14 protein-coding genes and 1 pseudogene are annotated in these 13,538 nt (G+C 56.7%); 3 read left to right on the top strand and 12 right to left on the bottom strand.

Translation table 11 applies throughout. The features are described 5' to 3' along the window. Positions 1-489: 489 nt before the first annotated feature. From BN1129_RS24155 to BN1129_RS06535, 3 genes and pseudogenes are all read right to left on the bottom strand, one after another. Positions 490-657: pseudogene (locus BN1129_RS24155) on the bottom strand (cold adaptation protein AtcC); the annotation flags it as partial. A 48-nt stretch (positions 658-705) separates the two neighbouring features. Continuing rightward, positions 706-1,923 (bottom strand): MFS transporter, encoded by a 1,218-nt coding sequence (locus BN1129_RS06540; protein ID WP_244463022.1) that lies wholly within the window; start codon positions 1,921-1,923, stop codon positions 706-708. A 296-nt stretch (positions 1,924-2,219) separates the two neighbouring features. Beyond that, the gene (locus tag BN1129_RS06535; RefSeq protein ID WP_042035315.1) at positions 2,220-3,128 is read right to left on the bottom strand and encodes a LysR family transcriptional regulator; all 909 of its coding nucleotides are present in this window, start codon (positions 3,126-3,128) and stop codon (positions 2,220-2,222) included. 87 nt (positions 3,129-3,215) lie between these two features. Between BN1129_RS06535 and BN1129_RS06530 the strand changes: the two genes are divergently transcribed. Further along, positions 3,216-4,472, top strand: coding sequence for an MFS transporter (locus BN1129_RS06530; RefSeq protein WP_042035313.1), 1,257 nt, complete (start codon positions 3,216-3,218; stop codon positions 4,470-4,472). A gap of 93 nt (positions 4,473-4,565) precedes the next feature. On the opposite strand, the gene atcC is transcribed toward BN1129_RS06530, so the two are convergent. The 9 genes from atcC to BN1129_RS06485 form a co-directional block, all read right to left on the bottom strand. Continuing rightward, positions 4,566-5,471: a cold adaptation protein AtcC gene (atcC, locus tag BN1129_RS06525; RefSeq protein ID WP_042035312.1), complete on the bottom strand. Its 906-nt coding sequence runs from the start codon at positions 5,469-5,471 to the stop codon at positions 4,566-4,568. Positions 5,472-5,482: 11 nt separating this feature from the next. Further along, on the bottom strand, positions 5,483-6,244 hold the full coding sequence (gene atcB / locus BN1129_RS06520) for a cold adaptation protein AtcB (protein ID WP_042035310.1): 762 nt from the start codon (positions 6,242-6,244) through the stop codon (positions 5,483-5,485). Between the two features lie 13 nt (positions 6,245-6,257). Next, positions 6,258-6,797: a cold adaptation protein AtcA gene (atcA, locus tag BN1129_RS06515; RefSeq protein WP_042035307.1), complete on the bottom strand. Its 540-nt coding sequence runs from the start codon at positions 6,795-6,797 to the stop codon at positions 6,258-6,260. A 26-nt stretch (positions 6,798-6,823) separates the two neighbouring features. Continuing rightward, positions 6,824-7,108, bottom strand: coding sequence for a cold adaptation protein ActJcold adaptation protein ActJ (atcJ, locus tag BN1129_RS06510; protein ID WP_033135738.1), 285 nt, complete (start codon positions 7,106-7,108; stop codon positions 6,824-6,826). A gap of 278 nt (positions 7,109-7,386) precedes the next feature. Next, on the bottom strand, positions 7,387-7,863 hold the full coding sequence (locus tag BN1129_RS06505; protein WP_042035302.1) for a DoxX family protein: 477 nt from the start codon (positions 7,861-7,863) through the stop codon (positions 7,387-7,389). A 157-nt stretch (positions 7,864-8,020) separates the two neighbouring features. Further along, entirely contained in the window at positions 8,021-8,545 is a 525-nt protein-coding gene (locus tag BN1129_RS06500) for a protein disulfide oxidoreductase (protein ID WP_042035299.1), read from the bottom strand. A gap of 3 nt (positions 8,546-8,548) precedes the next feature. Then, positions 8,549-9,292 carry a DsbA family protein gene (locus BN1129_RS06495; protein WP_042035297.1) on the bottom strand — a complete coding sequence of 248 codons (744 nt, stop codon included), beginning with the start codon at positions 9,290-9,292 and terminating at the stop codon, positions 8,549-8,551. Further along, positions 9,289-11,331 (bottom strand): protein-disulfide reductase DsbD family protein, encoded by a 2,043-nt coding sequence (locus BN1129_RS06490; RefSeq protein WP_042035295.1) that lies wholly within the window; start codon positions 11,329-11,331, stop codon positions 9,289-9,291. Before BN1129_RS06490 ends, BN1129_RS06495 begins: the two co-directional genes overlap by 4 nt. Positions 11,332-11,380: 49 nt before the next feature. Continuing rightward, on the bottom strand, positions 11,381-11,758 hold the full coding sequence (locus BN1129_RS06485; protein ID WP_042035292.1) for a hypothetical protein: 378 nt from the start codon (positions 11,756-11,758) through the stop codon (positions 11,381-11,383). 176 nt (positions 11,759-11,934) lie between these two features. On the opposite strand from BN1129_RS06485, the gene BN1129_RS06480 reads away from it, so the two are divergent. Both BN1129_RS06480 and pspA read left to right on the top strand, forming a co-directional pair. Then, a complete protein-coding gene (locus BN1129_RS06480) occupies positions 11,935-12,663 on the top strand; it encodes a 1-acylglycerol-3-phosphate O-acyltransferase (protein WP_042035290.1) in 729 nt (242 codons plus the stop codon). A gap of 210 nt (positions 12,664-12,873) precedes the next feature. Further along, positions 12,874-13,536 carry a phage shock protein PspA gene (pspA, locus tag BN1129_RS06475; RefSeq protein ID WP_042035289.1) on the top strand — a complete coding sequence of 221 codons (663 nt, stop codon included), beginning with the start codon at positions 12,874-12,876 and terminating at the stop codon, positions 13,534-13,536. Positions 13,537-13,538: the final 2 nt, after the last annotated feature.

Here is a 13,538-nt window from a genome sequence, read left to right as displayed (position 1 = left end):
GAATTCGGTGATCGCCTGAATGGTCACCTGTAATGGAGTGGGTAGTTACACAGAATTATTTACAGGCTCCGCGTAATCAGACGATCGCGAAACAGGTTGCCACCATTTTGCTGGTAATCCATCTGTTCTCTATAGCCACGAAGATTGCGGTGCGGCCGATGACGCTTCGCTAATCGACCCTACTTGCCTCTGTTTTATTTAACGCTCTGCTGCTTGTCGGTTGCTTCTGCTGTGATGGCTTGCTCCCCCTCATCCCCAGCCCTTCTCCCCTTGTTGATGGCAAAAAGTGGGAGAAGGGATCGCTGGAATCACCCCCAGGTGATGGTATGACCACCATGGCCCGAGGTTGGCATGGACTTGTCTCCTCTCCCTTTGGGAAAGGGGTCAGGGTGAGGGACATCCCGGATATAACAACGCCCGGCGGGCCGGGCGTTGTGGGGCTACTGAATGGGGCGGCGAAAACGTGCCCTAGAAGTCGTGGTAGAGCGGTCAGCCGAGCAGTGGGTGCTTGAGACCGGCGCGCATTTCGATGTTGTCGAGCTTCTCCGGTGAGGTGTTTTCTTTTGGCTGCTGCTGGTACTGACGCACAAAGCCGAGGGTATGCAGCAGGTTGGGGATAAACCCTTTGCTGAGCTCCTGACGCAGGCCGGCGATCAGTACTGAAATACATCAGCTCAAGACGATAGCCCCTAGTTGAGCCGGCCCTTAGGCGGCTTTTGCCGCCAGCTCGGCTCGCATCTCTGATGCCGCACGAAGTATCGGCAGGCCTATCATTGCGATCACCACCATCGATAGCCCAGAGGCAATTGCCACACCGAAGCCAGCTCGCGCACCATAGGTATCGATGACAAGGCCTGCCAGCATCCCGCCAAGCGCGACACCGATACTGATGCCTGTCGTCATCCAGGTTAGCCCCTCGGTGAGCTTGGAGGGCGGCAGAATGATAGTGCCAAGGTTCATAACGATGATCATCGTTGGCGCGAACGAGAGACCCGCGATGAAGAGGATGCCTGTCATGATGTAGACGTTCGGGGAGAGGATCGGCAATAGCGCTGTACCGGCTGTGACCAGTATCCAAAAAATGAACTGCCTTTCAATCGGTAAGGCAATTCTCAATGCGCCGAACGTCAGGCCCGCAACCAGCGATCCCAAGGCATAAGCAGCCAGGATGAAACTGGCGGCTGTTGGCCAACCTTGTGCATTGGCAAAGGCTACGACGGCCACATCGATCGAGCCACCGATCACCCCCATTGCCAGAAGCGCCAAAATGATGATGCGAAGACTGGGGATCTGCAAGACTGACTCACTGCTCCCCTGACAACGCTTGACCACCTTTGGCTCAGTTTGCCGTTGCAGGACAAAGGCTGTTACGCCAATGGCTAGCAGTAAGATGGCAGCAAGAGGCCCAGCTTCGGCGAAGGCACTCGTACTCATGCCAATTGCCAGTGGAGGGCCAATGATAAAGGCCATTTCCGTGAGGACCGTATCCAGGGAAAATGCTGTGTGCAGCTGTGGCTTGCCACGGAAAAGTTCTGTCCATCGGGCTCTTATCATGGCCGGCATTGTTGGCATCGAGCCGGCCAATGCCGCTAGGATAAATAAAAGTGGTTCTGGAGCGTTCATGTAGGCAGCTGTCACTAGCATCAACAGCATGCCAATACTGAAAGCTGTCACGAATGGTAGAACCCGGCTCTGGCCATGTTGATCCACCAGTTTTGATATCTGAGGACCTATAAGCGCATTCGATAACGTAAATGTGCCTGCGACCGTACCAGCCAGCCAATAGAGACTACCTTGTTGTACCAGCATAGTGATGATGCCAATGCTGATCATTGCGTGTGGCAGGCGAGCAATCGAACTCGAGATCACCAACCCTTTGACGCCAGGGGTTGTCAGAATTTCGCGATAGGGGTTAGGCATCATATTCCCACGTTGTAATTTTGTGCTGATAGACGTCCTGCCGTCATGCCGATTTTTAGCTGTGCAATCGACAAGACAGGGGCGAGAAACTTGTAAATGCGCCCCATAAAATCACTGTAGAGAACGTTTTACCAGAAACTTGTGGTACCGATTTACTGGTCGAGTTGAACTATTTTCCCTCTGTGCCCTAGGTTTGATTAGCGGAGCGTAATCAGACGTTCGCGAACGATAAAAACTGGGGCTCATCTTTTGGCATCTTGAAAAGTCAGCCTGATCTGTTGAGGCTTTACCGGTTTTAGCTACTGATAGCTCATGATATTTTGCCGTACGAACTCAATAAAGACGCGCGTTTTTGCCGGTAGATATTGACGGTTTGCATAAACAGCAAACAATTGCAATGGGGCTGCGGGTAACTCAAGTTGAATTTCAATCAAGCTGCCATCATCAATAAACTCTTGGCAAGACACCTTGGCAAGAATGGCAAACCCTACACCGGCTATTGCTGCTTTTAACGCCAGTTCGCCACTATTGACCCGGTAGTGTTCATTCACTTGGATGGTGGAAAATTCACTGTTTGTGCGAGTAAATTGCCAAGGCATCCCTTTCAGAGCGCTTACCGTAGTGATGCAGGGGAGATCTTTGAGTTGTGACGTATGGTTGGGAAGTCCCCACTTCTGGATCAATGAAGGGGAGCCAACAACAGTGCAGGGAATGGTGGTCAGATGGTTGGCTATGTAATCGCAATCATCCATCTTGCCTCTGTGAATGATGATTGCCATGTCCAAATCTTCTCTTAATGATTCAAGTCCGGACAGGTTGGTAATACAGCTGATTTTTATCTCGGGATGTTGACAGGCAAAGTCAGCGATGGCGGTACCGAGCAGTTTTGGACCGGCTTCATTGGGGATACAGATGCGTAATGGCCCTTTCAGCTGGATCTGTTGTGATGTCAATTCAGCCTCGGTTTGCTCCAGTGATTCCAGTAATGGCTTTACTCGGGTATAGAGCAGTTGCCCTGCCTGTGTGAGTTTCATATGGCGGGTAGTGCGTTCAATCAGTTGAAGGTCCAAGGCTTCTTCCAATTGAGAGATACTGCGGCTCACATTTGACGTGGGTATTTGAAGGGTTTTAGATGCCCCCACAAAACTGCTATTTTCAACCACTGCAATGAAAATTCTCAGCGCATTCAATTCCATGCCTGTACGCATTGATTATCCCTGATATGATAACAATCTGTGCCATTTTAACGGATAAAATTAAATTGTGATAGTGGATATACTGTTTATCTCTAAAGATTGAGAGTAAATACTATGATGTTAGATGAAAATAATGTGGATGAAAAAACTCACATTAATAGTTCGCCTATGGATATTAACGCCGTCTGGCTAGCCGCATTGATTCAATTGGTCAGTGCTCTTGATTTCATGATGATGATGCCTCTTGGGCCGAATTTATCTCGTGCGCTAAATATAAGTCCAACCTATATAGGGTATTTAGGGGGCGGGTATGCGCTGGCCGCCGCATTATCATCATTACTGTGTGCCAGATATCTCGACCGATTTGATAGAAAACATGTTGCACTGATCTCATTGTTGGGCATCACGCTATCCACCTGGGCGTGCGCGTTAGCATGGAATATGGAAAGTTTATTCTTTACCCGCTTGCTGGCCGGTGTGTTTGCCGGTCCGGCAACATCCATCGCTCTGGCGATCGTTGTGGATGCCACGCCACTACAGCAACGTGGTCGAGCGATGGCCATAGTGATGGGGGCTTTCTCGTTGTCAGCGATTGCCGGTGTCCCCTTGGGATTGGAGCTGGCCATGTTAAAAGGATGGAGTGCACCTTTCTATGTCGTTGGTGGTTTGGGATTGTGTGTCTGCGTGGCGGTATATATAAGGCTGCCCGGGATGACGGCCCACTTGGAACGGAGCCAGAAGGTTTTTTCATCCATTCAAATGTTGAAAAGACCTGTGGTGTGGAATGCGTTTATGGCAATTGGATTGGCAATTTTCAGTACTTTCCTTATTGTGCCAAATATTGCAGCTTATTTTCAATTCAACCTTGATGTACCGCGTGGTGATATGAGTCATTACTATCTCATGGGCGGTATTTTTAGCTTGTTTGCGATGCAGTTTGGTGGATATTTTATTGACCGTTTTGGCGCAATGAGAGTGACGCTTTTGATGGGGGTATTGACGATTGCCGTTGTTTGGGACGGCTTCTTGCGTGAACCCTGGTTGCCGACCATGGTGATTTTCACGTTATTCATGGTGGTTACGTCGACACGGACGATCACCGTTGCTGCTGTGAATAGTCAAGTGGCAGCGCCTTGGGAAAGAGCGGGATTCATGTCATTGCAGAATGTTTTCCAACATATATTCAGTGGCGTGGCTGCCGTAGTTTCTTCGACGATGTTAACTAATGTTGATGGTCACCTTGGTAACATGACTATATTGGCTTGGTTGACCATAGCGCTGACGATTATTCAACCACTCTTTCTATATCAGTTACTCACACGTTTATATTTGGTGACCAAATCACCGAATGTTTGATTAACGACGTGTGTAGTGGGGGGCTCATCGCCGGATATAACAACGCCCGGCAAACCGGGCGTTGTGGTGCGACTGAATGGGCGGCGAAAGCCCCTAGAAGTCGTGGTAGAGCGGCCAGCCGAGCAGCGGGTGCTTGAGACCGGCGCGCATTTCGATGTTGTCGAGCTTCTCCGGCGAGGCGTTCTCTTGTTGCAGCTGCTGATACTGGCGCACAAAGCCGAGGGTATGCAGCAGGTTGGGGATAAACCCCTTGCTGAGCTCCTGACGCAGGCCGGCGATCAGCTCGCCCGGCAGCTCTGCCAGCAGCCGCTCCAGCTGGGCGGCCAGATAGTCGGTGTCGTACCACTCTTCATTGAGCTCAATCTCCCGCGCCAGTTTGCGTTTGAGATCCTGCTTCACCTTCAATTTGGCGGCGCCGCTGCCCTTGCCACAGAGGATGCGATAGAGCAGGGCCTCGGCCAGCTTGTCCTCCATGGTGGGGTGGTCGTTCTCGCAGGCGAAGAAGTGCTGATCGATCAGGCTCATCAGGCGGGCCTTGTTGTGTTCGGCCAGCGCCTTCTCGTACTCCTGCCAGCCTTGCCACTCCTCCACATCCGGCGGGCTGGAGATCTTGTCCAAGAGCCGCGCATCCACGTCGCCATAGAGGCTGTTGCTACCGGGCTGCTTGGCGCTGACCGAGATCAGCATGGACCAACCCTTCTGAAACGGCTTGATGGGCCCCTCCGGTGCCTGCAGCAGGGCCAGTGCCCGGGCAAGGTCCCGTTGCGACAGCTCCAGCAGGCCCAGGCTCACCACGCCGATGACGTCGTGGGCGGCCTGCTCCAGCAGATGCATCTTGTACTTGTTGTAGTACTTGTCGGCGAATTTGAGGCTCATCAGCATCGCCTTGCCCTTGATCTGGCCCAGCTGCTGATCGCTCAAGTGTTCGCTCTCGCGGCCAAAGCGCAGCACCTGAGAGAGAAAGGGGCCCTGATTGACGTCGCGTATCACTAGTTGCATGACGGGGTTCCTCAATCCAGGAAGCTGAACATGTCGTCGACTTCGGCGTACTCGTCGGAGGCCTCGTTCTTCTCTTTGGCCTGCATCACCAGCTCGCTGGCGAACTTGCTTATGATCCCTTCCCAGCTGGAGTGCTCATTGCGCAGCAGTGCCTTGATCGATTTTTCCACCTCGGGGGTCAGCTCGCGGATCAGCATCAACAGGCTGCGCGGGTCATCCAGCGGGTAGTCGTGGGCATTCTCGCTCTGCTGGCGGTCGCTGTAGGAGAGCGCCTCTTCCAGGTCTTCCTCTTCGGCGTGCAGCGCATCCTGATAGCCCTCTTCATCGTCGAAGCGCTCACCGCGATAGAACTCGATAAAGGGGATAGCGAGGTAGAAGAGACCGGCCGGATCCTCGGCGATGCACTCCAGGATCTCTGCCTGCTTGGCGTCGCTTTCCTGGGTGCGGATCAGGTAGTTGAGGAAGTCGAAGGTGTGCTGCTGCAGCTCTTCGGCGTTGTTCTTGATCGCCTCTTCCCAGTAGAGGGGCTGCTGGCAGACGATGTCGCGGATCCGCTCCGGGGTCATCAGCTCGGAGATGATCGACGGGAATGACATGTCGTGCTGACCGTTGATCTGGGTCAGGGTAACGATATCAATCTGTTCAATGACTTCGGCCAATTGATCGTCGGACATGGTCTTGGCGATCAGCTCGAATTTTTCGCTGGCCTGCTTCGGCTCGATCACGGCCAGCTCTTTGATCTCGATGGCGGTAATTTCTATCAGACTGTGCATGCTGTGCCTCAAGTTAGAAACGTACTTCGTCGTACATGTCTTGATCGCCGTCGTCGTCACCATCACCGTTATAGTCGGCGTCAGCGTTTTCCCCGTCGTCATCGTCGTCGCTAAGCTCGTAGTCGTCATCGGCACGGCGGCCACCGCGCGGCTGCTGGCTCTCTTTTGGATGGCAGAGCTGGAACAGCACGGCGCAGGCTTCGATCAGCTGCTCTTCGCTCTGGGCCCGCACCGCTTTCACCAGCGGCAGGTCGGCATTATTGAACGCCACCGACACCTTGAACTCGTCCCATGAGGGTTGTACGCCGCTGGTGAGCCATTTGTTCCACTCGGGCTTGGCCTTGGCCGGAAACTGCACCCGGCCATAGAGGGCGAGCGGCAAGTATTCCGGCATGAACTCCAGCATGCTCATGTCGGCCAGCAGCAGGGTCTTCATCTGGCTGGTGAACTGCTCCAGTGCCTTGGGCTGATCCTGATCCCGGTAGGATTCGATGTTTTCGCTGGCATCACTCATCAGCGCTTTGATGCGCGCCTGATCCCATTTTTTTTGCATAGTGGCTCTTCTTTCTTGCGTCGGCATCAGGGGTAGAACTGATCCCACATCTCCTGCATGGCAGCAGCGGGATCGGTCACGATAACGTTGTTGAAATCCTTGATAAAGGCGGCCCGCTGTTTCGGGTCTGACAGCACTTCATAGGCCTGCTTTACCTGGTGCAGCTTGATGGCTGCCAGCTCTCGCTCTTCTTCGCTCGCCCCCAACAGCTTATCGGGGTGGTACTGGTTCGACAGCCGTCGATAGGCTTTTTTGATGTCATTTTCGTTGGCGTTGGACTTGACGCCCAGCACCCGAAAGTAGTTGTTCATGGCAGATCCTGCATCACTGGCATCATCGGATTCACACTGCGGGTGCCTGATGGTGGAGCGTAAGAAACCAGGCACGGCAAAAACCCGTCATTTTAACGGAAACAGGCCAACTCCGCCATGAATAGGAGGCGATATGGCAAGCAAGTTGCTAATGCGAGTTAAGTTCCGATCGCTGCCATTTTGGCAAGAAGAGGGAGTGAGATGTGTGATCAAGGTTAAAAAACGCCCGGCAGGCCGGGCGTTGGGTCATGTGAACTGGGTGACTCCGTCAGTCGCGGTCAATGCCCCGGCGCTGCCAGCTTGCGGCCCAGGGGGCGGTCGATCCCCCAGGGGCCGCAACCCTGCACCACCAGCAAGATGCACAGCAATATATAGACAGACTCGGGCAGATAGAGCAGCCAGCTATACCATTCGAGCCCGGTCACGTTGGCGGGGATCTGGTGCAGACCTATGGTCACCAGGGCAACCGTGTTGATGACCAGCAGTGCCAGCGCAGACAACCGGGTTAACAGACCGAGAGTCAGCAGCGCGCCAAACAGGGTTTCACAGGTCGCAACAAAGATTGCCATCAAGGCCGGGTAGGGGAGACCTGCTGCGATCATGGTATGCAACATGGCCTCTTGGTTAGCGGGTTGAATCAATTTATTCAGGCCAGATGCAAAGAAAAACAGACCAAAGGAGATCCGGATCAGTGCCAGCGGCCAGAAATAGCGACCGCTTCGGGTCGACAGCAAAGATGTGATGAGGGATTTCATTACCACTCCTGTTCCTTTATGAGCATGTGAACTTGAGCGCTGATGCGGCGGCGGGCGTTGCCCCGCTCGCTTGGGCAAAAGTCACGGCTATCTCGATAATGTTTGGCGCCCTTTTCCCAAGGGACAGGGCGCCAGCGTTGTCGCCAGTCGGGTCGATTCAGCTAAAGCGGGCCCATGCCAGGCGCATTTTGAGCCCCAGTCCCGAACTCCAGCCTGTCGTCGTGCTGACCACCTTGCCGTCCTTGACGATGAGGAAGCTGGGAGTGACGCTCACTTGCCAGCGGGCGGCGAGGTTGCCCTGTTCATCGTTATAGGTCGGAAAGGTCAGCCCCTTCCTGGTCATCCCTTGCTGCAACTGGATAGAGTTGCCAGAGCGCAGCGCGACCGTCAGCACGTTCTCACCCTCTTGCCAGAGCTGCTCCACAGTCGGGGTGGTGAAGCGGCAGACGCCGCACCAGCTGGCCCAGTAGTAGACCAGCAGCGGCTTGTCCCGGCTCATGGCCTGCAGGTCGGCGGTGGTGCCATCTTGCAGAATGAGGGTGGGCAGCGGGCCGTCTTCTGGTAGTGCCGGGCTGCGCCAGAAGTCCAGTGCCGTCGAGATGACCAGCGCCATCAGCAGCAGCCAGAATGCCTCTTTACCCCAGCGTCGCCAGCGGGGTTGGGGGGCGATTGTCTCTGTCATGGCTTACCCCTGTTTGGCCAGTTCGGCTTGCACGATTTGCTCCAGCTCCTCATAGGGGATGGCGCCCGACACCAGCTGGTTGCCGACAAGGGTCGCCGGTGTGCCCTGCACCCCCAGAAGCGTGCCGATGCGAAGGCTGTTGCGCAGCTCCTCGGTGGCCTTGGCGTCGGGCTTGAGCGCGGTATTACCGGTGGCCGCCAGCGCCTTGTTGATATCCGCCTCGGTCAGCATTCCCTGCTTGCTCATCAGCTTGTCGTGCAGGGTTAGGAAGCGGGCAGGATCTTGCTGCCACAGCGTCAGGCTGTACTGGGCCGCCTTGGCAGAGGTCTGCCCCTTGAACGGCAGCAGCTTGATCACCAACCCCAGATCGTCCGGATGGGCCTTGAGCAGCTTGGTCAGATGAGGATCGAACTGTTTGCAGTAGGGGCAGTTGTAGTCGGTGAACAGCACCAGCGTCAGCTTGGGGTTCTTGGCACCGAGGCGCGGGCTGGTCGCACTGTTGAACAGCACATCCTGATTGCCTTTGATGAAGTCGCCGAGCTGCGCCTGTTGGGCCGCTGCATTCTGCTTCTCCCAGGATTCGGCCGCCTCGTCGAGGATCTTGGGGTTGGCCACCAGAGTCTCGCGGATCAGCTCCTTGATACGTGCCTCCTGTTCCGGGGTGAAGGGGGCGGCGTGCAGGGCCGGAGCCAGCAGGGCGGCAGAGAGGGAGGCCAGCAGGGTCAGGGTATACAGGGTCGGTTTCATTTCGTGTCTCCTTGAGAAGTGGCAATGCCTGCTTGCGCCAGGGTGGCAAGCAGAGTCGGTCGGTCCAGCAGGGGCGAGAGGATCTCACCACCCTGCAGGCCGGGCCCGTAGATCTGGTTGAAGGGAATGGCCACGCTGCCACGCTGGCGCAAGAAGTCAGCGATGCTGGCAGAGGGGCGGCTCCAGTCCCCGCGCAGGGCCACCACGTCGGGGGCGCTCAGGGCTTTTTGCACATCATCTCGCAGCAGCACGTTGAATTTGTTGGCTTTACAGGTAATGCACCAGTCGGCGGTGACATCGACAAAGACCCGTTTGTTCTGCGCCAGCGCGTCCTGGATGGCTTGCTCCGACAGGGGCTGCCAGTTGACGGTATCTCGCTGGGGTTTTCCTTCCTGGGTGAAGGCGCCGCCCAGCAGCAGGGCTCCACCCAGTAAACAGGTGAGGGCCAGCCCCAGGGTCACACCCCGCAGGCCATGGCGCCACACGACGGCCAGCAGCAGGGTGGCCAGCATCAGCGCCATCAGGATCAGCATCCAGAATTGACCGACATGGTTGCCGAGCAGACTGAGCAGCCAGAGGCTGGAGCCCAGCATCATCAGACCGAGCAGCATACGCAGGCGCCCCATCCAGCGGCCCGGCTTCGGCAGCCAGAGCGCAAGGCGGGGGAAGGCGGCGATCAGCAGCCAGGGCAGGCTCATGCCAAGGCCAAGCGCGGTGAAGATGAGCCAGAGCTGACCGAGCGGTGCTCCGAGCGCAAAGGCGACCGCAGTGCCGAGGAAGGGCGCCGAGCAGGGTGTGGCCAGCAGGGTGGCAAAGCACCCTTGCAGAAAGTGACCGCCCAGGCTGTTGCCACCCGTGGTGGCGAGGCGGGTATTGAGGTTGCTCGGCAGCCTTAACTCGAACAGCCCCAGCAGGTTGGCACAAAACAGCAGGGTGACCACCACCATGAAGCCGATAAACCAGACGCTCTGGAACTGGATGCCCCAACCGACCGCTCCCTGGGTGGCGCGCAGCAGTGTGCTCATGAGTGCCAGCGCCCAGAAAGAGACCAGGATGCCAGCACTGGCCGCCAGAAATTGCAGACGAACCGGGCGGCGCTCACGGGTTGTTAGCTGCAATACCGACCCCAGCTTGAGTGCCAGCACCGGCAGCACGCAGGGCATCAGATTGAGGATAAGGCCACCCAGCAGGGCGGCGCCCAGCAGCCAGAACAGCGAGTGGCCCTGACTCGGCAGGGTCAGCGGGTCACCTATGCTGAGCTCGCTCTGCCAGGCTTGTTCACCGTTGGCCAGTACAAAACCGAGTTGCTGGGCGCGGATGTCGGGCGCATCGCCCTGCCAGCCATCGCTGACCGGAATGCGGGCGATCAGGGTGTTGCCTTGCACCTCCAGCTCGGGTTTGCCAAATTCGGCGCCCTCCAGCCGCTGGAGGAAAATCTTCGGATCCTGCCAGCCTTGCGGGTTGTCGGCGGTCAATTGCAGCTGGTTTTGCTGATAACCAGCCTTGAGGGTGACGCTGCCCGGCATGGCTTGTGGCAGCTTGCTCATCGCCTGGGCGTAGGCAAAGTCGAACCCTTCTGGCGTAGTGCCATCGACTGCGAGGGTAAAGGGGTAGTCGGTCAGGATGCAGACGTTGCTGCAGGTCGAAAGGCGCAGTGTGCCCGTCAGCGCCTCGCGGCGGCTGTGGGTCAGGCTGATGGGGAGGCTGACGGCTTGCCGATAGCCCTGGGCCGAGATGCCGCTGACGTCAAATCGCTCCGGCACGGGCCAGTACCACTGCTGCGCGGGTTGAGGGTCATCCCAGAATATTTCAGGGGCGATGCCGCCCTCTCCCGGGTTCTGCCAATAGGTCTTCCAGCCGGATTCGAGCTCCAGGCTCAGCAGCACGCGAGTTTGGGCGGGATCGCGGGTGTCGGCTTGCAGCCGCACCCTGGCGTGATCATTCTGGGGGCTGACAAGCCAGCCGGTATCGCTGGCCAATCCCATGGATTGCCACAGCAGGCCGCCCATCAACAGGGCAGTCTTGATGATTTTTGTCATATTGTTGTCTCTTGAAAATGAAAGTCAGGGGTAGATAACCGCCGCTAACTCATTCTCGCCAGACACAGAAAGTAAGATGTAGTCGCCGTTCAGGCGGAGATATGTTGCGAGGGGGGGGCAAGGCAGGCGAGCGCCGCGACAACGGCGCCAGCAGGGCAATCACGAAGGCGATGGCAAAGAAGATCTGTTCGACGCAGAGCAGGCTGGCGGCACTGAGCCACTTGCCATTGAGCTGGCAACTGCTTGGCTGAGGCGTCGCTGGCTGCGCATCGTCGGCATCGACACCGGAAGAGGGGAGGAGTTGAACCTGGCAACTGAGGGCTTGATCGAGTTGAGCCAGCCGGGCCAGCGGCTGGGCCGCACAGTTGAGCACCAGAATGCAGACCAGCAGCAGGAGTCTTGTCGCCACGCGTTGTCGCAAAATCATGCTAGCCCTACCCTGTTGAATGGTGCATATCCTATCGATCAACCATGCCCGGAGCAAGTCAGCAGAATTCGATGCGACCATCTGTGCACATCGTGGTGGGCGGTTCTGTTTGGCGAACGCTTGTTCGCTAAAAGGGGGACCAGTATACTGCGCCAAGTTAAAATCCGAGGTGTTCGATGCTCAAACTTGCCCGTGTGCTGCTGCTTACCCTGCTGCTCGTTTTCTGGTTCGTGTTTGGTCTGTTGCTCTGTCTGGTGCGTCCGCGTCATCCCAACAACGTCTTTGTTTTCGCCCGCATGTACCATGCGATCTGCCCGCTGCTCGGGCTCAAGGTCAAGGTAACCATACCGGACGAGGTAAAGTCGCTCGGCCCGGCGGTTTACGTCTGCAATCACCAGAGCAATTTCGACATCTTCACCGTGACAGGTGCTGTCATGCCCGGCGTGGTGGCGGTCGGCAAGAAGAGTCTGCTGTGGCTGCCCTTCTTCGGCCAACTCTTCTGGCTCTCAGGCAACGTGCTGATCGATCGCTCCAACCGCTCCCGTGCCATCGGCACCATAGGCCAGGTGGTGGATCGCATCAAGAATCATGGCACCTCCATCTGGATGTTCCCGGAGGGTACTCGCTCCAAGGGGCGTGGCCTGCTGCCGTTCAAGGCTGGCGCCTTCCACACCGCCGTGCAGGCCGAGGTGCCCGTGGTGCCCATCGTTTGCTCCAGCTACTTTGGCCAGATCGACCTGAACCGCTGGGACAATGGTGAAGTGCTGCTGGAAATGTTGCCGCCCGTGTGCAGCAAGGAGCATGGCGCCGCCGGTATTCGCGAGTTGTCTGACAACTGCCGTGCACAGATGGAAGCCAAGCTGGTCGAACTGGACAGCAAGCTGGGTCGCCATCAAGCCGCCTGACTCTGAACGGAAGACGACATAGAGGGAGCCGCTGGCTCCCTTTTTTGTTGGTTAAAATCACCACTTTGTTGGCAAATTTCACCAGAAATCCCTGCTTGCATCTTGCCGCTAAATCCTCATCTAGTTGTAAATAAACAATAAATTTTCTTGGCACGGCTCTTGTAATGCTATGGGAAGAGATAGCCATCCCCATGAACAAGGAGCCAGACCATGAGCGTATTTAGCCGCCTGACCGACGTGATCAATGCCAACCTGCACAGCTTGCTCGACAAGAGCGAAGAGCCGGAGAAGATGCTGCGGCTGATGATCGAAGAGATGGAGCAGGTGCAGGTCGAGATGAGAACCCAGGCCGCCCGCGTCATCGCCGAGCAGAAGCAGCTGGAACGCCACCAGCATGCGCTGCAACACCAGGTTCTGGAGTGGTCGGCCAAGGCCGAGCTCGCCATCCAGAAGGGACGTGAGGATCTGGCCCGTGCCGCCCTCACTGAAAAACTGGCCGAGGCTAAAAAATGTGACCAGCTGGAACAGGACAAGGTCCGGATGGCCGAGGTGCTTGCCCAGCTCACCGCCGACAGCGAGCGGCTGGCCGCCAAGCTGACCGAAGCCCGCGAGAAGCAGAAGATGCTGACCCTGCGCGAACAGACCGCCCATAGCCGGATCCGGGCCCGTGCCCAGGTCGATAACCAGCGCATGCATGAGCTGATGGCGCGTTTCGACGGTTTTCAGGGCCGGGTCGATCAGCTGGAAGCTCAGCTGGAAGCGGCGACCCTGGGGCAGAATCCTTCGTTGGAGGCCCAGTTCCGCGAGCTGGAATTGAACGACGAGATTGAGCGCGAACTGGCCCGGCTGAAGGGTCAGAAGGTGGGGGCATAAGC

It is taken from the genome of Aeromonas popoffii (genome assembly GCF_000820025.1).
In the GTDB taxonomy this organism is placed as follows: Bacteria; Pseudomonadota; Gammaproteobacteria; order Enterobacterales; family Aeromonadaceae; genus Aeromonas; species Aeromonas popoffii.
Note: the sequence above shows the minus strand (reverse complement) of the source record. Positions and strands in the feature narration are given on the sequence as shown.

Excerpts from the sequence above, each read along its gene's own strand:
- BN1129_RS06540 (WP_244463022.1), bottom strand. The coding sequence starts at position 1,923 with ATGATGCCTAACCCCTATCGCGAAATTCTGACAACCCCTGGCGTCAAA.
- BN1129_RS06535 (WP_042035315.1), bottom strand. The coding sequence starts at position 3,128 with ATGCGTACAGGCATGGAATTGAATGCGCTGAGAATTTTCATTGCAGTG.
- atcC (WP_042035312.1), bottom strand. The coding sequence starts at position 5,471 with ATGCAACTAGTGATACGCGACGTCAATCAGGGCCCCTTTCTCTCTCAG.
- atcB (WP_042035310.1), bottom strand. The coding sequence starts at position 6,244 with ATGCACAGTCTGATAGAAATTACCGCCATCGAGATCAAAGAGCTGGCC.
- atcA (WP_042035307.1), bottom strand. The coding sequence starts at position 6,797 with ATGCAAAAAAAATGGGATCAGGCGCGCATCAAAGCGCTGATGAGTGAT.
- atcJ (WP_033135738.1), bottom strand. The coding sequence starts at position 7,108 with ATGAACAACTACTTTCGGGTGCTGGGCGTCAAGTCCAACGCCAACGAA.
- BN1129_RS06505 (WP_042035302.1), bottom strand. The coding sequence starts at position 7,863 with ATGAAATCCCTCATCACATCTTTGCTGTCGACCCGAAGCGGTCGCTAT.
- BN1129_RS06500 (WP_042035299.1), bottom strand. The coding sequence starts at position 8,545 with ATGACAGAGACAATCGCCCCCCAACCCCGCTGGCGACGCTGGGGTAAA.
- BN1129_RS06495 (WP_042035297.1), bottom strand. The coding sequence starts at position 9,292 with ATGAAACCGACCCTGTATACCCTGACCCTGCTGGCCTCCCTCTCTGCC.
- BN1129_RS06490 (WP_042035295.1), bottom strand. The coding sequence starts at position 11,331 with ATGACAAAAATCATCAAGACTGCCCTGTTGATGGGCGGCCTGCTGTGG.
- BN1129_RS06485 (WP_042035292.1), bottom strand. The coding sequence starts at position 11,758 with ATGATTTTGCGACAACGCGTGGCGACAAGACTCCTGCTGCTGGTCTGC.
- BN1129_RS06480 (WP_042035290.1), top strand. The coding sequence starts at position 11,935 with ATGCTCAAACTTGCCCGTGTGCTGCTGCTTACCCTGCTGCTCGTTTTC.
- pspA (WP_042035289.1), top strand. The coding sequence starts at position 12,874 with ATGAGCGTATTTAGCCGCCTGACCGACGTGATCAATGCCAACCTGCAC.